The sequence below is a fragment of the Mycoplasma paraquilae genome (assembly GCF_048284415.1).
Classification (GTDB): Bacteria; Bacillota_I; Bacilli_A; order Mycoplasmatales; family Metamycoplasmataceae; genus Mycoplasmopsis.
In genome coordinates, this window is record NZ_JBLVZU010000003.1 from 25,190 (window position 1) to 43,007 (window position 17,818).

Here is a 17,818-nt window from a genome sequence, read left to right on the forward strand (position 1 = left end):
TTATTATTCAATTATATACTTTTATTTAAAAAAATAATATTAGCAAATGAATTATTTCCTTGCTAATATTATTTGTTGTTTTTTGCTATTAAATGGCCTTTTTCTTTAAAAATATAATCATTATTATCTAATTTGTAAGTTGCAGTTCGATTGTGGGATAATACAAAATTTACAATTGAACGAATTTTTCCAGATGTTAGATTAACACAATCATAATTAGAATTTATAAACTTATAAATAAGCTCTTCTTTTAAGTTTAATTTTTTAAATGTATCTTGAGAATAAAGACTTTTTTCTCATTTTTTGTACTCATGCTGAACTTTAATTTGCTTTATTCTTAATTTACTATTTTTAATTCTAAAATATCACACTCACACGCTTTTTAGTAAAACATGATTGCGATATGTCATTCTAATTTTATTTCTAGTATATTGCTGTTTTAAATTAGATGAGTCAATGTGGAATGGTATTCGCTCATAAATACATTTGTGGGCTATATAATCTTTTCAATACTTGTTAACATATGGTCTATAAACATTCATTCCATAAATGTTGTTGTATTTCTTGATTCCAAAAAAATCTTTTTGACGATTTGACTCACGCGCCATCATAGCACTTTCAAAAAAGTCGTCTTTATTATGTGCGATTAATAAATAATTACATTTTTGTTCATCATAAACCTGTTTAAAAAATTGATATCTCTTTTTACGTGCTCAATCTTCAAAATTCCCGCTTGTATAGTCTTCTTTATTTAACTCTAAGATAAAAAGAGGAATTTTGTATCTTGCGCAATATTTTTTAACAATATCAGTCTCGATTCCACTATCATCACGTTGATGATAATTAACATGCGCTACTACGACATTGTATTTTTTATATCTATCTAGCAAGAACATACTATCTGAACCACCACTTACTGCTATTAAATATTTATTATTTGAATCATTTAAAAATTTATTTTTTAGCATTGTATTTATTCATTACTGTGTAAATATCATTGAAAGCAAATGATATAGCAGCATTTGCGGCGTTATCTAGAATTGGTTCTAAAACTTGCATTTGTTCAGTAGTAAATTTACCTAAAACAAAATCTCTAAGAGCTGATTGGTGAGGGGTTGTGATTCCTATTTTTAACCTTTTAAAATCTTGTGAGCCTAGCTCATTAATAATACTTATTACACCATTATGTGAGCCACCTGATCCACCCACTTTTATCGTGCTTTTTCCTAGTGGGTAGTCCTTTTCATCATGAATAACCATTACATCATCTGGTGAGATTTTGAAGAAATTACAAATTCCAGCAACAAATAAACCTGAATCATTCATATACGTTAAAGGTTTAGCGATGATTAAATCATCAACTTTTGCATAAACACCATTGAATTTATTTTTATTAAGTTCAACTTGTAATTTCTTACAAATTTTGTCAATTGTGAGAAACCCTGCATTATGACGAGTAAATTTATATTGATCACCTGGATTTCCTAATCCTACTATTAATTTCATTTAATCTCCTTTAACAAAATAGGCAAAGTGAGTAAGTATAGGTTTTTCATATACATTACTTCTTAAAATAACCTCACTGTAATTTGTTTGTGTATTTGTTACAATAATTAAGTTTTTCATTGCACGGGATGTTGCTGTATAAAGTAATTTTTTACTTAACATACGTTTATGACTTGGGTGGACTAAAAAGATAATTACATCGAGCTCACTACCTTGGAATTTGTGTATTGTTGTTCCATATGCAAGGCTTATTTGTTCATTAAATTCACCTTTTGAATATTTAATTGTTGTCTTTCAATTGTTAGCTCGTTTAAAAGTTACAAAAATATGTGAAACTTCTTTTTTCTTGTTTTTACCCACTGTATATTCAACGCTATCAATATACCCTATATCTCCATTGCAAATATCTTCATCGAGTCTATTTTCGAGTTGAATAACTTTATCACCAATTCTAAAATTAACACTTCTCCCGTTTCTTTTATATGATAAAAATGTTTCATTATCTGGGTTGATTTCTTCTTGAATGAGTCTATTGATTTCAAAAAGCCCAAAATCACCTTTATAAGTTGGACATAGGAGTATAACATTTTCTAAACCATGTTTTTCAACTTGTTTTTTATAAATTTGCACAATCTTTTCAGTAACTAATTCATCTTCTGCTTGATATAAATCAACTTCATCTTTTTTAAATTCAGGTATACCATTATTCTTGATTTCAGTAAAGTGTTTTCAAATTGAAACAGAATCACTTCTAAAAAATTCATTTAAAAATGTTACTGAAAATTTATTAGATTTAATTATTTCTCTCAATAAATCACCAGGTCCAATCGGAGGAAGTTGATCAACATCTCCAATTAAAATGATTTTTTCCAGTGCTGGACACGCATTTAATAACTTGTCAAATAAATTAATATCAACCATTGAAAACTCATCAATCACTATTACTTTCATTTCTTTTAAAGTTTCTAAGTGATCTAATGAAATTTCTTCTGATGTATTAGCGATTCTTAAAAAACTATGTATTGTTCTTACTCTACTATTGATTTTAGAAGTAATATTAGTTGCAGCCCTACCAGTAGGCGCTAAAATAGCGTAATCAACATCTAAAGTTAACTCACTTTTCTCTAAAGTATCAAAAATATGTTTGATAATAAATGTTTTCCCTGTTCCAGGCCCACCTGAAATTATAGAAACATTAGAATTAATAAAATTGTAATATCCTTGTTTTTGGTTTTCGGATAATTGACTTAATTCATAATCACTTTTAGAATTTAAATGAATTTTGTTTGGTCCTGATGCTAAAAATTTTAGTTTCGCTGCGATAAACTTCTCTTTATCGACTGTTTGTTTACGTGATAAATAAACATTATGATTTTGGTCAAATGATTTAACTAATTTATCATGCGCTGATAAATATTCGATATATTCATAAATTCGAGTTATATCGTAATCGAATATAAATCTCAATTGTTCCACAATATACTCATATGGGATTAAAGTTGAATTATCATTTTCAAGTTGTTCCATAATATCATCTAAATAAGCTTCAAAACGATTTATAGAACCCAAATCTCAACCAATTTCAATAGCAAATTCATCAATTACTGGTAATGAAGGATAAACTTTATTTAAATAAAGTAAATAAGGGTTTTGATTTTTATAATAATCTACAAAGTCCATTTCTTCATTTTTATGGTGTTTTTTTAACACTTCTAGTAAGTCGGACATGTTTCTTGAATAGAAAAATTGAATATTATTGTGTTCTTCATCAGATACACCCATAAGAGCTTTAATACGTGTTTCATTATCGCTATAATACTTAACTAATGAATTTAATTGCTTACTACTCATAACTGATAGTAATTTATCTTCATTCACTTCTAAATCAGCAACTAATTTAAATAAGTTACCTCCGAAAGCATCAACCATCTTTTTGGCAGACATTTTTCCGACATTAGGAACATTTTTCGAAATTAAGTCTTCTCAATTAATTTCTCTTTCCTCCATAACAGGTACATAGGCTTTTAAAATAAATGAATTTTTATTTTTTGGACTTTCACTAACTGTGATTTCATATTCAGTAAACAAATCAGGTACATTACCCCTACAATAAACAGGATAATTCATATTTGAACTATCTGATCTGAATAATAAAAATGCCCAATTTTGATCTTTTGAGCCACTTAAAATCTTTGCAAATTTTCCTCTAAATACTGATTCTGCCATAATTATTTAAATTATAATGTTTTTATTTTTTTATATTACTAAAAAATATTTTAATCACAGCTTTATACCTTATAGTTATCCACAAGTTTTTCCACTTTTTAAACTGTGGATAAATCTTTTTTATTCACAAGTAAATAAAATTATTTTTAAATAATTGTGGATAATAACCTTTAAGTCTGTTTTTTAGGGCTATAAGTTGTGAATAATCTTGTGAATAACTCACTATTTATCTCTTTAATTATATATTTATTAACATACTATGCAAAAACTTATAAAATTTAGACATGAATATATTAGAAAAAAACAATGAAATCGATAATGACACCGTAAAACTGAATGTTTATAATGATGTATTTATTGAGTATATGAAGAACGAGGTTCAAGATAATATGCTCTTTAGAACATTTTTTAAAAACTTAAAAATTATGTCATTTGAAAACAATGAAGTTGTTATATTTTTTCCAAAAGTTTACCCTGATTTACACAACTTTAAAAAATATTACAACAACACATTTGTTAAAGCTGTAAACGAAGTATTCGGAGAAGGAGTTTCATTCAAGATTGTTGATAAAGAACATTTAGAAGCAGCCAAAACTGCAGAAAAAGTTATTAAAAAAGCTGATAGTCTTGTTAAGAAATCTAATCAAACTAATCCGCAATACACTTTTGATAATTATGTTGAAAGTAAATTTAATCGCGAAGCTTTAAATATTTGTAAGACTATTGCTGATGGAGAATATACATTTAATGTCTTATTTATTTCTGGTAATTCTGGTTTAGGTAAAACTCATTTACTTAAAGCACTAGAAAACAGCTTTATTGAACAAGATAAAAAAGTTTTCTTAGTTAATCCTAATACCTTTACTAATTCATTAACTAGCTTATTAAAAGAGAATGATCAAAAGAAATTACTTTCTATTCATAAAAATCTCGTTTATAACTATGACCTAGTGTTATTCGATGATTTTCAGCTTTTTGGAGAAGGTAATAAAAAATCAACTAAGGATTTTATTTTTCAAATTTTAGATGGTCGTATGGAGCGAAATAAGATTACTGTTTTTTGTAGTGATAAAGACATTAATCAGATTTCATCTATGTTTGACAATCGTTTAATCACTCGCTTTCAATCAGGATTTATTACTAAAATTAAACAACCAGATATTGATGATTTATCAAAATTATTAGACTTTTTCTTAGATGATATTGATTTAAGTAATAACCTAATTTCAGAAGAAGCTAAAGAGTTTATTATCCGAAATCACACTGCTTCAATTAGAACATTACTTGGTGCAGTTAAAAGGATTTCTCACTATAAACAAGATATTTTAAACACACCACAAGAATATGTTTATAAAACTATTACCAATATTTTTGAAGATGTTATTCAGCAACAAGAAAATATCACACCAGATATAATTATTAAAGCTGTTTCCAAATATTATAAAATACCAGTTAAAGATATTTTATCTAACTCTAGAAAGGCTGAAATAGTTGTAGCTCGTCATATAGCAATGTATATGATATCAATTCAGTTAGACTATTCATCTACTGAACTCGGAAAAGTATTTAAAAAGGATCACTCAACAGTTTTAAATGCTTTACGTAAATTCAAAGAATCAGATGACGAATCTTTAAAACGTACAATACAAGAATTAAAAAATCAGATTTATAAAATTAATTAACAAGATATCCACAAGATGTTATTTGGCTAAAAAATAGTAAAAAGATTATTTTTTGCATTAATTAAGTCTTAAATTAAGCATTTTGTAGTTATCCACATATCCACAAGATATATTATTTATATAAAGGAGGTTTTATGAAATTCACAATTTCAAAACCTAAAATCGACCAACTAGTAGAATTTTTATCTACCTATATAGATAGCAATGATACATTTATACCATTTAGATGTGTTTATATGAAAATTGATTCAGAAAAACTAACATTAATTGGTGCTTCTTCTACATTAGCAGCTAAAAAAGTTATTTCAGTTGATAATAGAGAGATTACAGTAGAAAGATCAGGTAACTTTTATCTATCAGCAAATTTATTAAAAAATATTATTAAAAAATTTGATAAAGAAATTACTTTTGATGCTAAAGAAAATTTAATTAATATTTATGAAGGTTCTACATTATTTACATTAACTAAATTAAATGCAGGTGTTTATCCTGATATTGATTTTGAAGATACAGATAATAGAGTATCAATTAAATCTCATTTATTTGAAAAAGTTATTTCAGATGTCTCTACATCAACAAGTGCTTCAAATGATAGATTAAATTCATTAATATATAAATGTATTAATATTTCTGCTAATAACTCAACACAATTAAGATTTTTAGCTACAGATTCATATAGATTATCAACTGAAATTATTCAAATAGATAAACCAGTTACAATTGATTTAACTATTGATGCAAGAAATCTAAAAAAACTTATTACAAAAGATGCGCCTGAACAAGTTGATTTATTCTTTAATAAAGATAAAATTGGGGTTGCGTATGAAAACACTGTTATTTGAACTTCGGTTAATAAAACTCAATATATTGATGTTTCATCATTGTTCCAAGTTAAATATACAAGAAACTTTAAAATTGAACGTGAAGAACTTTTAAAAACATTAAATAAAGCATTATTCTATCAAACAGATAAAGATAAGAAAATGGAATTTTATTTTGAAAATCATGAATTGAAAATTATTTATGATGTACCTGAAATTGGAACAGCTAATGCAGTTTCAAATGCCTTAGAAATAGTAGAAGGAAAAGAAGTTGAAATAGACTTTAACTATACTTATGTCAAAGAAGCAGTTTCTGCTTTAGATTCAGGGATGTTAAATATATTCATATCTCAAAATGAAGATAAAATCTTATTCATTTCAGAAAATGATCCTAACCACATTCAATTAATCACACCTATGAGAAAGTATTACAATAAATAATGACTATCAGAATTACGGGAAATAGTATTAAACTATCTCAATTCCTTAAAAAAATAGATGAAATTGATACAGGTGGTCAAGCAAAGGATTTTATTAAATATAATGAAATTAAAATAAATGGTCAAATTCCTAAAGGGAGAAGTTCTAAAATAAAAGTCGGTGATGTTGTTTGAGTTAATGATTCACTTTATACAATAGCTTCAGCAGATACTAATAACGAATAAGTCTATAGCATAGGCTTATTTTTATATAAAAAAGATACAGTCTCAACTGTACCTTAATGAATTACTCTATTTATTTGAGTTTGTTGTAGAACTTTTAGGAGTGAATACTCAACCTTCTTTTTCTAATGATTCATTGATTTTATCAAAGTTAAATTTGCTTGATCCAACTGCTTGTTTAACTCAACTACCATAAGAAGTGTTTCCTGGGATTAAAATATAACTTGCAGCGAAGTCTTCATTAACTCATTCATTTTTATCTTTATCATAGTAAACAGATTTAACATCTAAACTATCATTTCCAAATAGTTTACCATAGTTAATTTCTTTGTTTTTTAAAGCAGCAACAACTTCTTTGTTTGTGATTTTAGCTTTTTTACTGAAGTTGTCATTAAAGTCTGAAATATCATCTCCAACACGCATAACAACCTTAAATTGTGCTTGGACATTATCAATTGTTAATTTGTGTGTGTTAATTCAGTGCATTCTTTCTTCTTTAGATACTCTTACATTTCTGTGTGCTTGATCAAATGTTTTAGCATCAACTTTATCCGTACCTTGCATTCACCAAATTCAATCTGGCATTAATTTAGCATCTAATCCTAATTTAACTAAGTTATCTAACGATTGTTGGGTTTGAGGCCCTTGATCTCTGTTTGAGTTAAACATAACAACTCCACCTTTATCTCAAACATGTTTAATAAAATCAATTGCCCCTGCTACTTCTTTAGAAATTGCTTGTGATACAAAGTCTCCTCATAATGCGGGTGAGAAGAATGTGTTGTGTGTAACTAAGTAGTTTTGAAATGCAAAGTTATTTAAAACTGTTTCATCTAAATCCATAAATACAACAGGAATAAATTTACCTTCTTCTGTAGCAGTTACAACTACTTTGTCACCTTCTTTATTAATGTTTTTTAGTGTAACATTTGGTTGAGTGATCATTTTATCAAATAATCTTGTTGCATGTGCGTAAACTTCACGCCCCATAGCTTCTTTTTCGGCTGAAATACTATTTCACGCATTTGAAGATGCTAATGAAACTGTGTTGTAGCGATCGATAGCATCTTTTAATTTACTTTCAACAACTTTTTTATCAGCTTGAAGTGTGTTAATTTGGTTTTGTAAGTTGGTTTCTGAAGCTGTTTTATCAGCTTTTACTTTTTCGATTTCTTTTTTAAGTTCATCAACTTTTTTAGATTCTGTATCATTACATGAAACAACTGCAGCAACTGGAGCAATTGTAACACCAGCAGCAGCTAGTGTCATGAATGATTTTGTAATTTTATTCATTTTTTTCTCCTTGTAAATAAATCATTACAATTAAATACTACTACTTCTGTAGGCTTGTATAACAAAATAAAAAAATGTGGAAATTTTTTGTTCCACATTTTTAAAAATAAGCAAAAATATAAAAAAATAGTGTTGATAATACACTATTTAATAATTTCCATCCCCATATAAGGTATTAATACTTTAGGCACAGTAATAGTTCCATCAGCATTTTGATAAATTTCTAAGATTGCAGCAATAACTCTATCTACAGCAAGGCCAGAACCATTCATTGTGTGTGCGTATTGAGTTTTTCCATCTTCATCTCTATATCTAATCATAGCTCTACGAGCTTGGAAATCACCCATGTAACTTACAGAAGATGTTTCTCTATATCTTTCTTCTGAAGGTAATCATAATTCTAAATCAATGGTTTTACGTGATGAAAATCCTAAATCACCACTGCATAATAATAATTCACGGTACGGGATTTCTAGTTTTTCTAAAACATCTTTAGCATCTTCAAGCATTGCTTCAAATTCTCTAATAGCATCTTTTTCATTTGTTACCTTAACTAATTCAATTTTCTTAAACTCATGTTGTCTTAAAATTCCACGAGTATCTTTACCTGATGATCCAGCTTCTGATCTGAAACATTCTGTGTATCCAGTAGCTCTAAAAGGTGTACTTAAGTCTACAATTTCATCATTGTAAATATTTGTTAATGTAACTTCGGCTGTTGGTATTAAATATTCGTCTGCCCCATCAATTTTATAAAGATCTTCTTTAAATTTAGGTAATTGACCGGTTCCGTATAACATTTTTTCTTTAACAATTACAGGAGTATTAAATTCATTATACCCTTTTGATGTATGTAAGTTAAGCATAAAGTTAATTAATGCTCTAACAAGTTTTGAACCAGCATTTTTATAAACCACTGAACGTGACCCTGATAATTTAACAGCACGTTCAAAATCAATGATATCTAAATTTTTAGCAATTTCGTAGTGAGGTAAAACACCTTTAACTAATCCACGTCCTAAATTTGGGTGTTCGGCTAAAACAATATTATCATTTTCATCTGCACCAACAGGCACTTCGGGTAAAGTTTCATTAGGGATTTGTAAAATTAATTCTTCAATTCTGCTGTTCAATGCATCTGCATCAGAAGTAAGTTTAGCTTCTTGAATTTTAATTTGAGCAATTTGTTCTTTTAATTGAGCGAGAGCTTCAGGTTGATTTTTTAATGTTCCAAATTCTTTTGACAATTTACCTAATTCAGCCTTCTTCATTTGAGCTTGATTCATCATTTGTCCACGTTGTTTTGCTAGTGAAACAAATTCATCGTATATTTTTATATCAAAACCTCTATTTTCTAGGTTTTTTCTAACTTTTTCTTCATTGTTTAAAACATATTTTAAATTTAACATTTAAACCTCTTATTCTAATGTGGATATTATACAACAATTTAAATAGAATAAAGAGCTTACATTATTAGCTTTTACTTATTATTGGTAAATCGAGATTTAAATAGATAAAATTGTTTTAAAAAACCATTAAAATAACTTTTTTTCATAGGCTGAATATTTTTATGTAGTGATAAGTGGAAAAAGAGATATATTTCAAAATATTTTTTTCTTATTATAAGAAGTCACAAATTTTTAGTTCTAGGAATAAGTTATAAAAATACTAAAAAACAACCCAGAATACTAGCTTTTTTGTATATATTAAAATAGTCTTTTTGTGTATAATATAAACACGCTTATATAATTATTGAAAAATCATCACAATAGGAGGAGAAAATATGAGTAAAAGAACTTACCAACCAAACAAGCGTAAACATGCTAAAGTACATGGTTTCAGAGCTAGAATGGAAACAGCTAACGGAAGAAAAGTATTAGCTAGAAGAAGAGCTAAAGGTAGAAAAAGATTAACAGTTTCTGATAAATAATTTCTAAAATGAAAAAACAATATCGACTTAGAAAAAACTGAGAATTTAACAATGTATTAAACTCAGGCAAGAAAAATTGTCTGGCGAATAAATATCTAATTGTTTATTCAATAAAAAGCAAATCTTTTAGGGCTGGAATAACAGTTCCTAAAAAGTTTGCTAATGCAGTTGGTCGTAATTTATACAAGAGACAATTAAGGGCAATAGTACACGAATTAAATTTATATGATTTAAATTATGATTTTGTGTTAATTGTTCGCAAAGATTTTATTGAAACAGATTATGCAACTAAAAAAGATGCAATCACTAAAATCTTTGAGAAATTTAGGAAAAATGAAAAAAGCAAACAATAATTTTCAATATTTTACCAATAGTAATGATCCTAAAGAAAAAAGAAAAGAAGGGTGAAAGAAATTCTTAAAATGATTTAAGATTGTCTTCTATGTCTTTGTCTTTGGATTAACAATTACAGGGTGTGTGCAAGCGTTTGCATTAAAAAATTCATATAACGTAGGGAACGGGATTGAGTTTTATAGAAATCCAAACGACATCGCCCCTAGAGTTAATACTTTAAAAGAAAAAGAAGAAAAAGTTGATTATGTATCTAACGAAAATGGTGACAATAAGCAAGAGTCAAATTACACTTATAGTTTGCTAACAAATGATACAGAAGCTAACTTCTTTTTACGTGATTCTAAAGTTTTAGAAGCACTAAGAAAACAAACAGAAACAAATGGTGGGACATACGCTGATCCTGGAAAATATTTAGTTGCTTTCCAACTACCAAATGCTAAATCCTTAACAGATTTAAATTTAGATACTGCTAAAAATAGTATCTTTGGAACAAAAGCAAATGGTAATGAAACTCCAAAATATTTATTCAGATCACAAACATCATCACAATACCAATATGTTTCAAACGCAAAAACAAGCGATATTTATGTATTTGCTTACAAATATGAAGTAGAAGGTGACAAAAAAGGACAACTTTTAGCGAACATGGACCAACTTTTCTTAGTACCATTAAGACAAACAATGTCAGTTACAGATAAAGATGGCAAAGTTTCATCAGTAGTTGTTCCTGTTAAAGATTCAAATGGAAATATCTTAATTTCTAATATTTCAGGTGTTCAAAAAGTAAATACACCAGATAATATTGTAGTTAAAGATGATAAAACCAACTTAGCTGAAGCTCAATACAATGCAAACAGAATGTTTGCTAGAGATATCCTTCAAGTATTTTATGAATACTCATTTGGTGAAGGTTCAAAATTCGCTCAAGAATTAGGAAGTACACCATCACAATTTATAAAAAATCTTGTAGATGGAATACCTCAAGAGCAAAAGAAAGGGCAGCTAAATGGAGGTGATGGAAAAACTCCATTATTTACTCTTACACCTAAACAATATAGTTTATTACTTCAATATCAAAAAACAATGACTGAATACTTAGGTCAATTGCAATACTTTAACAGAAGTCCTGAGAATGCAACAAATTGATTTAATGAATCTAAAAAATCAGCCAATGCAGATTTTAAATTTGATTACAATAAAAATTTACTATATTCACAAAATGCTGGTGTAGTACCATTTGCTGGTGATTATGCAATCCAACCAATAACAACTTGAGGTGAAGCTTGGGCATATGGTCCATTCTATGGATTATTAGTTTATCCACTTTCTGTATTAATTCAATCATTACGTCAAGCAATGCCTGGATGAGATGGTTGAGCCTCAATTATCGCTATTTTAATCGCTATTATACTAACACGTTTAATTGGTTTAGCTATCACTTTTAGAGCTACTGTTATGCAACAAGTAATGGAAGAACTAAAATACAAAAAAGCAGCTATCGAAGCAAAATATAAAGGCTTAGAACAAAATAAAGCTATGAAGATGAAAAAACAACAAGAACTTTCAGCTTTATATGGTAAGTATAATATTAACCCTGCCGATCAGTTCGGAACTATGATACTTTCGATGCCAATTTTCTTCGCTATGTGAAGGGTTATTCAAAGTATTCCAGAAATTAAGGAAACCACATGACTTGGTGTTAACTTCGCTTCAATTTCATACAAGAGACTATTTGATGGACAATTAGCCTACTTATGAGTATTAGCGGCAGTTATTATCTTCCAAATTCTTTCTATGTTAATTCCAAGAATATTAAACAAGAAAAAATTCAAGAGAAGAACAACTATTGCAGAAGCTGAAGCCTTGAAGAAATCAGAAAGAACACAACGTATTATGATGATTGTATTCACAGTAATTACTGTTATGTTCTCAGCTGGTGTGCAAGTTTATTGAATTTTCGGTTCTATCTGAACAATCTTACAAACGATTGCAATTCATTATTTAACTCAATCAAGATGATTCAAACAAAAGTACATGCCTAAAACCTTAAAAAAATAATTTAAAAGTCTAGCTTTGGCTAGATTTTTTTTATGCTATACATAGACTTGTAAATTATGTCAAGTTAATTTAACAAGCTAAAAAATTTTAAAAACTTGTGTTATAATAAGTCTACTCTTGACTAGAGAAAAAAACAAAAAAATATATTTGGAAATTTCAAATTTTCATATATACTTTTTACAAGTGATTATAGCAGAGGGGATCACCTGATACCATTCCGAACTCAGTAGTTAAGCCCTCTAGCGCCGACGATAGCAGAGATGTGAAAATAGGGCGTCGCTTTTTTTATTGCTTTTTTACAGCGATAATTTTTTTATAAAAAAATTAAAATTAAAAAGGCAACATTACACTTGTTTATGTAATTTCTAATCAAATCAAGAAAATAAGAGATTCTTATAAGTTTTTTAAAAATAGCTTTTTTGCTTTTAAAGGAAAAAGAACTTTTTGAAGAAATTCTTTCTAAAATTTATGTTATTTTAAACAAATTCCAAAACAATCTAAATAACGTCTAAAAGCAAATAATATTTCATATAAAAAAATTAAAAAAATACTTTGCTATTTTTACTTTTGTATTAAAATATATACAAGTGATTATAGCAGAGGGGATCACCTGATACCATTCCGAACTCAGTAGTTAAGCCCTCTAGCGCCGACGATAGCAGAGATGTGAAAATAGGGCGTCGCTTTTTTTATTACCTTTTTTAAAAATGAAATAAAAAAGTAGAGCTTTACTCTACAGTTATGTGTCTAAACAACACCATTTTTTATTTCATTTTTAAAATAGTCTAAATAAGGTACTTCTTCATCTTCAATTTTAACAACGTTGTAATAATATGGATTTATTCGAGTGATTCCATCTAATCTAATTATTTCATTGTTGTCTCTATATAAATATGATCAGATAGAAGGTTCTTCACTAAAAATTTCATCTAAAACTAATAAAATATCACATCATTTACCTTTATTAACTTTTGCTAGTATTTTTTTGATTAAATGAGAAGAAATAATATCTCTACTAGATTCAGTTAGAATGTATAAATTAAAAGCTACATTTCCCAATTGTAAACTGGGAAAGAAATCATCAAAACAATTATCAGGTGGTAAATTTAATTTTTCTTGATAAAAAAACTTTAATTTCAATAAAGCTGAAAACGAAATTGCTATTGTAATTGGGCTAGTTAACTTTTCTCCATTTAAAGCTTGCTGCAAGGAGTAAGAAGTTAAAGAGTAAACAAATTTTTCTTCTTTTGCCAAAGCATTTAATGATTTAAATGCTTCTACTATTTCTCTATATTCCATAATAGAATTATAAATTAATAAATTTGCTATAATTTAAAATATATTATTTTAAATTAAGAAAACGAGGTATTAATGGCAAAGAGACAAAAATCATTCTTTGAGCGTTTAACAGAACTAAATGATAGACATGATGAAAAACATGATAAGAATACTACAAACAAAGCCAAAAGAAATAAGGCCACTATCGCAATAGGAGCAACAATCTTTGTTGGGATTGTTGCAGCTATTACCATTCCTTTAACAATCAATGTAACTAAAATAAATTACAAAGATGCTATTGATAACAAAACACCTGTAGTGAAATACTTGGGACCAGATGGTAAAGAATTAAATTCTACAACAGCAGGAACATTGCAAGAACTTGTAAATTCAAAAGATGTGACAGTTTCTAAAGAAATTGATGACTTCTACCACAGATCAATTGAATATCTTTATGAACAAGAATATAAAGCTTCTCAAGAATTCCAAAGAATTTGAAATGCTTCATTGCTTTCAGGAGAAAGTGTTAATAACTCAATCGCTCTGAAATCTTTAAGTGATATCAAAAAAGATGCTCAAGCTAAAATTGATGATTTAAAATCTAATTTAAAGAAAAACTATGGATTCGAAAACTGAGAAAAGCAATTCAATGAAATTATTAGCAAAGAAGAATATGGTAAAAGCTTAAATGAAGCTCAAGCTGTAAGTTACTTAGTCTTTAAGCAAATCGAATCAGAAGCGCAAAGAAGATATCAACTTGAATACAAAAAACAAACAATGGATTACATTAACAGAACTGCCAATACAACAATTTATAAATTAGATGAAAATGGAAATCAAATTAAAGATACAAATGGGCAACCAATTGTGTTATTTAATAAAGGTGATAAAGTATTCCCTTACTTTAAAGAAGGTGTTAACTATTTTGTTGATCCAAATAATAAAAACAATGTAACAACTTTATTAACTAAATCATTTGTCGTAGAAACAAAAATGGTTGATGGAAAAGTTACAATTGTAAAAGATTTAAAATCACCTACTCCATTTATCGAAAACTACTTTAACAAGAATAAAATTGTTTTACCTACAGTTTATAAATTAGCAGGAAAAACTAATAAGTCAGACATTTATCAACCATGAATTTTAGGTGACGATAAAGAAAAATCAACGCTTGCCAATTTATTAAAATATAGTGTTATTCCAAATGGAAACAAGTTTGAAATCAAATCTAATATGTCAATTTTATTAGGAATGAAAACAGCTCAAGACTATGCAATGCAAGCTCAAGGACAAGAATTAAATGCTTATAATAACGCTATTTCTGAATATCAAACATATTTAGGTGCATTAACACAAAGCGATGCTTCAACACTTGGTACAAGTGGTTTAACAAGTGCAGAAGAATTATTAGCAACTTCAATTGATCAAGGTTTAGGTATATTTGCAACTGCAATTTTTGGAAATAATCAAGTAAATAATATTCCTTCAATTGAGCTTGGAAAATTAACTGAAATCACAGCAGCTTCAACAGTACAACCAGCAATGATTGCAGCTTATACAAAGATATTAAAAGAAGCACAAGCTGCTGAAACAATGCAAGAAGCAATTGCTAAAGTCAATGAATTTAACAAAGTTGTTGACACAGTAGTAGCTAATATTAAGACTGCTGATATGACTACATTCTTTAAACAATTTTATAACTGGGATTTCGCGGTAGAAACTTCTAAAGGTAATGCAGCAAGCAAAAAAGTCCCTGTAGTTCTAAAAGTTAGTGACATGGAAAATGCTTATGTATTATTAACTGATAAAGATGTTTTATTAGCTAGATACAATCAAATTAATTCATTAGAAGACTTTAAAGCATTTATTACTAAAGATGCTCAGAATTATGCTGCAGGTAACAAGACTTACTTTAATGTTACAAATAAATTATCAACTAAAGTTTCACCTGAAATTATTGTAAATGGATTAGTAAATAATGCAGACTTTTTAACATATATCAAAACACAAGACAATGCTTCGAACGATAACAAAAAATACTCTGATATAGATGTGGATAATATCAAAACAGAAGTTGCTAGTGTGCTTGTTGGAAAACAAACACAACAATTACTTGATTTATTAAAAAATGTTGATAAATGAGTTAAAACACAATTTGCTACTGGAACAAGCTACAATTTTGAAGTTGTGGATGGTCTGGCTAAATTAGTTTACTCATATGGTGAAAAGCCAACTATGAGTGAAAAATCAGCACTTGATACAATTTACCAATATTTAAGTCAAAATTTATGAAAAAATGCTAAAGGAGATAAATAATGAATTTTAAATTTAAACATGCTTTATTATTAGCTCCTGCAGCTATCATGCCTGTGGCTATGGTCTCTTGTGGTATTGATAAAGATACAGATGCTAAAAGAAAGCAAGATGCTGATTTTACAAAAGATTCTATAGGACAAATTATTGAAGGAAAATGACTTCAAGCAACTTTAAAGAGCTTATATAAAGTTGGGCAAGACAAAGAATTAACATCAAATGATGCTTATAAAGCTGATGCATTAGCAGCTTATCAAGCTTATGTAGCGAATGAGAATTTAAAACATAATCCATTTTATTTATTAACACAATTAAACACCTGAGCGGCTGCTGGAATTCTTTCAAGTGATGATCAAAAAGCTTTTGTCAGTTTTTTAGACAGTTCCAATACTCAACAAAATGCGAACAAATACTACAAAGCTAACTTGAATCAAGACCAATTTAATGTGTTATATAACAATCCTCAAACAAATGTAGCATATACTGTTAATAAAATTCTATTAATCAACAAATACTTCCAAATCAGCAATTTAGCAGATTTAGAAAAGATTGATTCTTCATCAACTTCACTATATAAAACAAAATTCCAACTAGATCAATTCAATTTAATTAACTATGTTGTAAATAACAAAACAGTGCAATTATGACAATATCAAGATAGTAATGCAAACAACATTTTTACTATGGGAAATTACCAAATTAATACTATCACCCAATATCAAGATTTAATTAAGAAATCAACTACAGCTGGTGATATAGCCACAAGTGCTTTATTACTAAATCAAACCGCTCCATATCAAAGCACAATGGGTGGATTTAAAGGATTAATGGCTATGCCTAGCTCATTTAAAATATCATATTCAGTTGATGATTTATTAAATACACCTAAAGAAAAGATCTTTGTCGGGTTCTATGATGCTATTAATAATAAAATTATTTCAGTTAATGAATCAGGTCAATTAACTAGTCCAATTCATGCGTCTACTGATGGAAAAACAATTAATGTAGCATACATGAGTCAAATTGCCCCAATTGGTAAAACTGTAAAAACTAAGACCACTGAAGATGGCAAAGAAAAAGAAGTGGAAAATAAGATTCTTTCATTTGATGATACACCATTTGCAAGTGATCTAAATCAATTAAGAATATTACTTGCTGTTAGTGATGATAACTTATACAAGAAAGCACAAAGTGCATTTGTAGCTTTAGGATATGTCGTTAAAGTTAATGATGCATTAAAATCAAAAACAGAAGGAATGGCAATTGTTGCTAAATAATGGATTCAATTTTTACAAAAATTATTAAAAGAGAAATTTCGAGCAAAATTCTTTATGAAGACGATAAGGTAATAGCTATTTATGATGCTTTTCCTCAAACAGAAGGACACTTTCTAGTTATACCTAAAGTTCAAGAGGAAAACATTCTAGCTAATAGTGAAGATGATTTTCTATATGCTATGAAAATAGCTCGTCAATTGGCTGATAAAGAAATTATTCAAAAAGGAATACCTGGTTTTAAAATAATAATTAACACAGGAAAAACAGCTGGCCAAGTTGTTTTCCATACTCACATCCATGTAATACCATATCGTGAATCAGATTATAAATAATTGCATAATTTTAACCAAAATACCTATATACTAGTTGTTTTGGTTTTTTTATGCTGAAGCTTAAAAATGCAAAAATAAAGTAAAAT

General features: G+C 28.0%; 15 protein-coding genes and 2 rRNA genes. 11 read left to right on the plus strand and 6 right to left on the minus strand.

Features of this window, described 5'->3' with window-relative positions; all coding sequences use genetic code 4:
* Window positions 1-68: 68 nt before the first annotated feature.
* The 3 genes from tilS to ACNQ12_RS01810 are packed head-to-tail and all read right to left on the minus strand — an operon-like array spanning window position 69 to window position 3,732.
* The gene (gene tilS, locus ACNQ12_RS01800) at window positions 69-968 is read right to left on the minus strand and encodes a tRNA lysidine(34) synthetase TilS (protein WP_418037134.1); all 900 of its coding nucleotides are present in this window, start codon (window positions 966-968) and stop codon (window positions 69-71) included.
* On the minus strand, window positions 955-1,506 hold the full coding sequence (gene pth / locus ACNQ12_RS01805; RefSeq protein WP_416754538.1) for an aminoacyl-tRNA hydrolase: 552 nt from the start codon (window positions 1,504-1,506) through the stop codon (window positions 955-957). The genes tilS and pth overlap by 14 nt, the downstream gene beginning before the upstream one ends.
* Window positions 1,507-3,732, minus strand: a complete 2,226-nt coding sequence (locus ACNQ12_RS01810) for an ATP-dependent DNA helicase (RefSeq protein ID WP_418037132.1) — start codon at window positions 3,730-3,732, stop codon at window positions 1,507-1,509. It lies immediately after the preceding gene.
* A 284-nt stretch (window positions 3,733-4,016) separates the two neighbouring features.
* On the opposite strand from ACNQ12_RS01810, the gene ACNQ12_RS01815 reads away from it, so the two are divergent.
* From ACNQ12_RS01815 to ACNQ12_RS01825, 3 genes are all read left to right on the plus strand, one after another.
* A complete protein-coding gene (locus ACNQ12_RS01815) occupies window positions 4,017-5,414 on the plus strand; it encodes a DnaA ATPase domain-containing protein (protein WP_418019279.1) in 1,398 nt (465 codons plus the stop codon).
* A gap of 134 nt (window positions 5,415-5,548) precedes the next feature.
* A complete protein-coding gene (locus ACNQ12_RS01820; RefSeq protein ID WP_416754543.1) occupies window positions 5,549-6,676 on the plus strand; it encodes a DNA polymerase III subunit beta in 1,128 nt (375 codons plus the stop codon).
* Complete coding sequence (locus tag ACNQ12_RS01825) at window positions 6,676-6,900, plus strand: RNA-binding S4 domain-containing protein (RefSeq protein WP_416754544.1); 225 nt, start codon at window positions 6,676-6,678, stop codon at window positions 6,898-6,900. The genes ACNQ12_RS01820 and ACNQ12_RS01825 overlap by 1 nt, the downstream gene beginning before the upstream one ends.
* 66 nt (window positions 6,901-6,966) lie before the next feature.
* Here the strand turns inward: ACNQ12_RS01825 and ACNQ12_RS01830 are convergent, their stop codons facing one another.
* Both ACNQ12_RS01830 and serS read right to left on the minus strand, forming a co-directional pair.
* Window positions 6,967-8,190: an HAD family acid phosphatase gene (locus tag ACNQ12_RS01830; protein WP_418037129.1), complete on the minus strand. Its 1,224-nt coding sequence runs from the start codon at window positions 8,188-8,190 to the stop codon at window positions 6,967-6,969.
* Window positions 8,191-8,333: 143 nt separating this feature from the next.
* Window positions 8,334-9,599, minus strand: a complete 1,266-nt coding sequence (serS, locus tag ACNQ12_RS01835) for a serine--tRNA ligase (RefSeq protein WP_418027497.1) — start codon at window positions 9,597-9,599, stop codon at window positions 8,334-8,336.
* 374 nt (window positions 9,600-9,973) lie between these two features.
* On the opposite strand from serS, the gene rpmH reads away from it, so the two are divergent.
* From rpmH to rrf (ACNQ12_RS01860), 5 genes are all read left to right on the plus strand, one after another.
* A complete protein-coding gene (rpmH, locus tag ACNQ12_RS01840; protein ID WP_416738532.1) occupies window positions 9,974-10,120 on the plus strand; it encodes a 50S ribosomal protein L34 in 147 nt (48 codons plus the stop codon).
* Between the two features lie 8 nt (window positions 10,121-10,128).
* Window positions 10,129-10,473 (plus strand): ribonuclease P protein component, encoded by a 345-nt coding sequence (gene rnpA, locus ACNQ12_RS01845; RefSeq protein ID WP_416754547.1) that lies wholly within the window; start codon window positions 10,129-10,131, stop codon window positions 10,471-10,473.
* Window positions 10,454-12,532 (plus strand): membrane protein insertase YidC, encoded by a 2,079-nt coding sequence (gene yidC, locus ACNQ12_RS01850; protein ID WP_416754548.1) that lies wholly within the window; start codon window positions 10,454-10,456, stop codon window positions 12,530-12,532. Before rnpA ends, yidC begins: the two co-directional genes overlap by 20 nt.
* Window positions 12,533-12,711: 179 nt before the next feature.
* Window positions 12,712-12,817: ribosomal RNA gene (gene rrf, locus ACNQ12_RS01855) — 5S ribosomal RNA — on the plus strand.
* A 298-nt stretch (window positions 12,818-13,115) separates the two neighbouring features.
* A 5S ribosomal RNA gene (gene rrf, locus ACNQ12_RS01860) occupies window positions 13,116-13,221 on the plus strand.
* Between the two features lie 58 nt (window positions 13,222-13,279).
* Here rrf (ACNQ12_RS01860) and ACNQ12_RS01865 read toward each other — a convergent pair.
* Complete coding sequence (locus tag ACNQ12_RS01865; RefSeq protein ID WP_416754549.1) at window positions 13,280-13,831, minus strand: hypothetical protein; 552 nt, start codon at window positions 13,829-13,831, stop codon at window positions 13,280-13,282.
* Window positions 13,832-13,903: 72 nt separating this feature from the next.
* Here ACNQ12_RS01865 and ACNQ12_RS01870 point away from each other — a divergent pair, with 72 nt between their 5' ends.
* Genes ACNQ12_RS01870 through hinT form a run of 3 tightly spaced genes read left to right on the plus strand, consistent with a single transcriptional unit; the run spans window position 13,904 to window position 17,732 of the window.
* Window positions 13,904-16,126, plus strand: coding sequence for a HinT-interacting membrane complex protein P80 (locus tag ACNQ12_RS01870; protein WP_416754551.1), 2,223 nt, complete (start codon window positions 13,904-13,906; stop codon window positions 16,124-16,126).
* A complete protein-coding gene (locus ACNQ12_RS01875; protein WP_418027521.1) occupies window positions 16,126-17,400 on the plus strand; it encodes a HinT-interacting membrane complex lipoprotein P60 in 1,275 nt (424 codons plus the stop codon). Before ACNQ12_RS01870 ends, ACNQ12_RS01875 begins: the two co-directional genes overlap by 1 nt.
* A complete protein-coding gene (gene hinT, locus ACNQ12_RS01880) occupies window positions 17,400-17,732 on the plus strand; it encodes a histidine triad protein HinT (RefSeq protein WP_416754554.1) in 333 nt (110 codons plus the stop codon). Before ACNQ12_RS01875 ends, hinT begins: the two co-directional genes overlap by 1 nt.
* Window positions 17,733-17,818 lie beyond the last annotated feature (86 nt).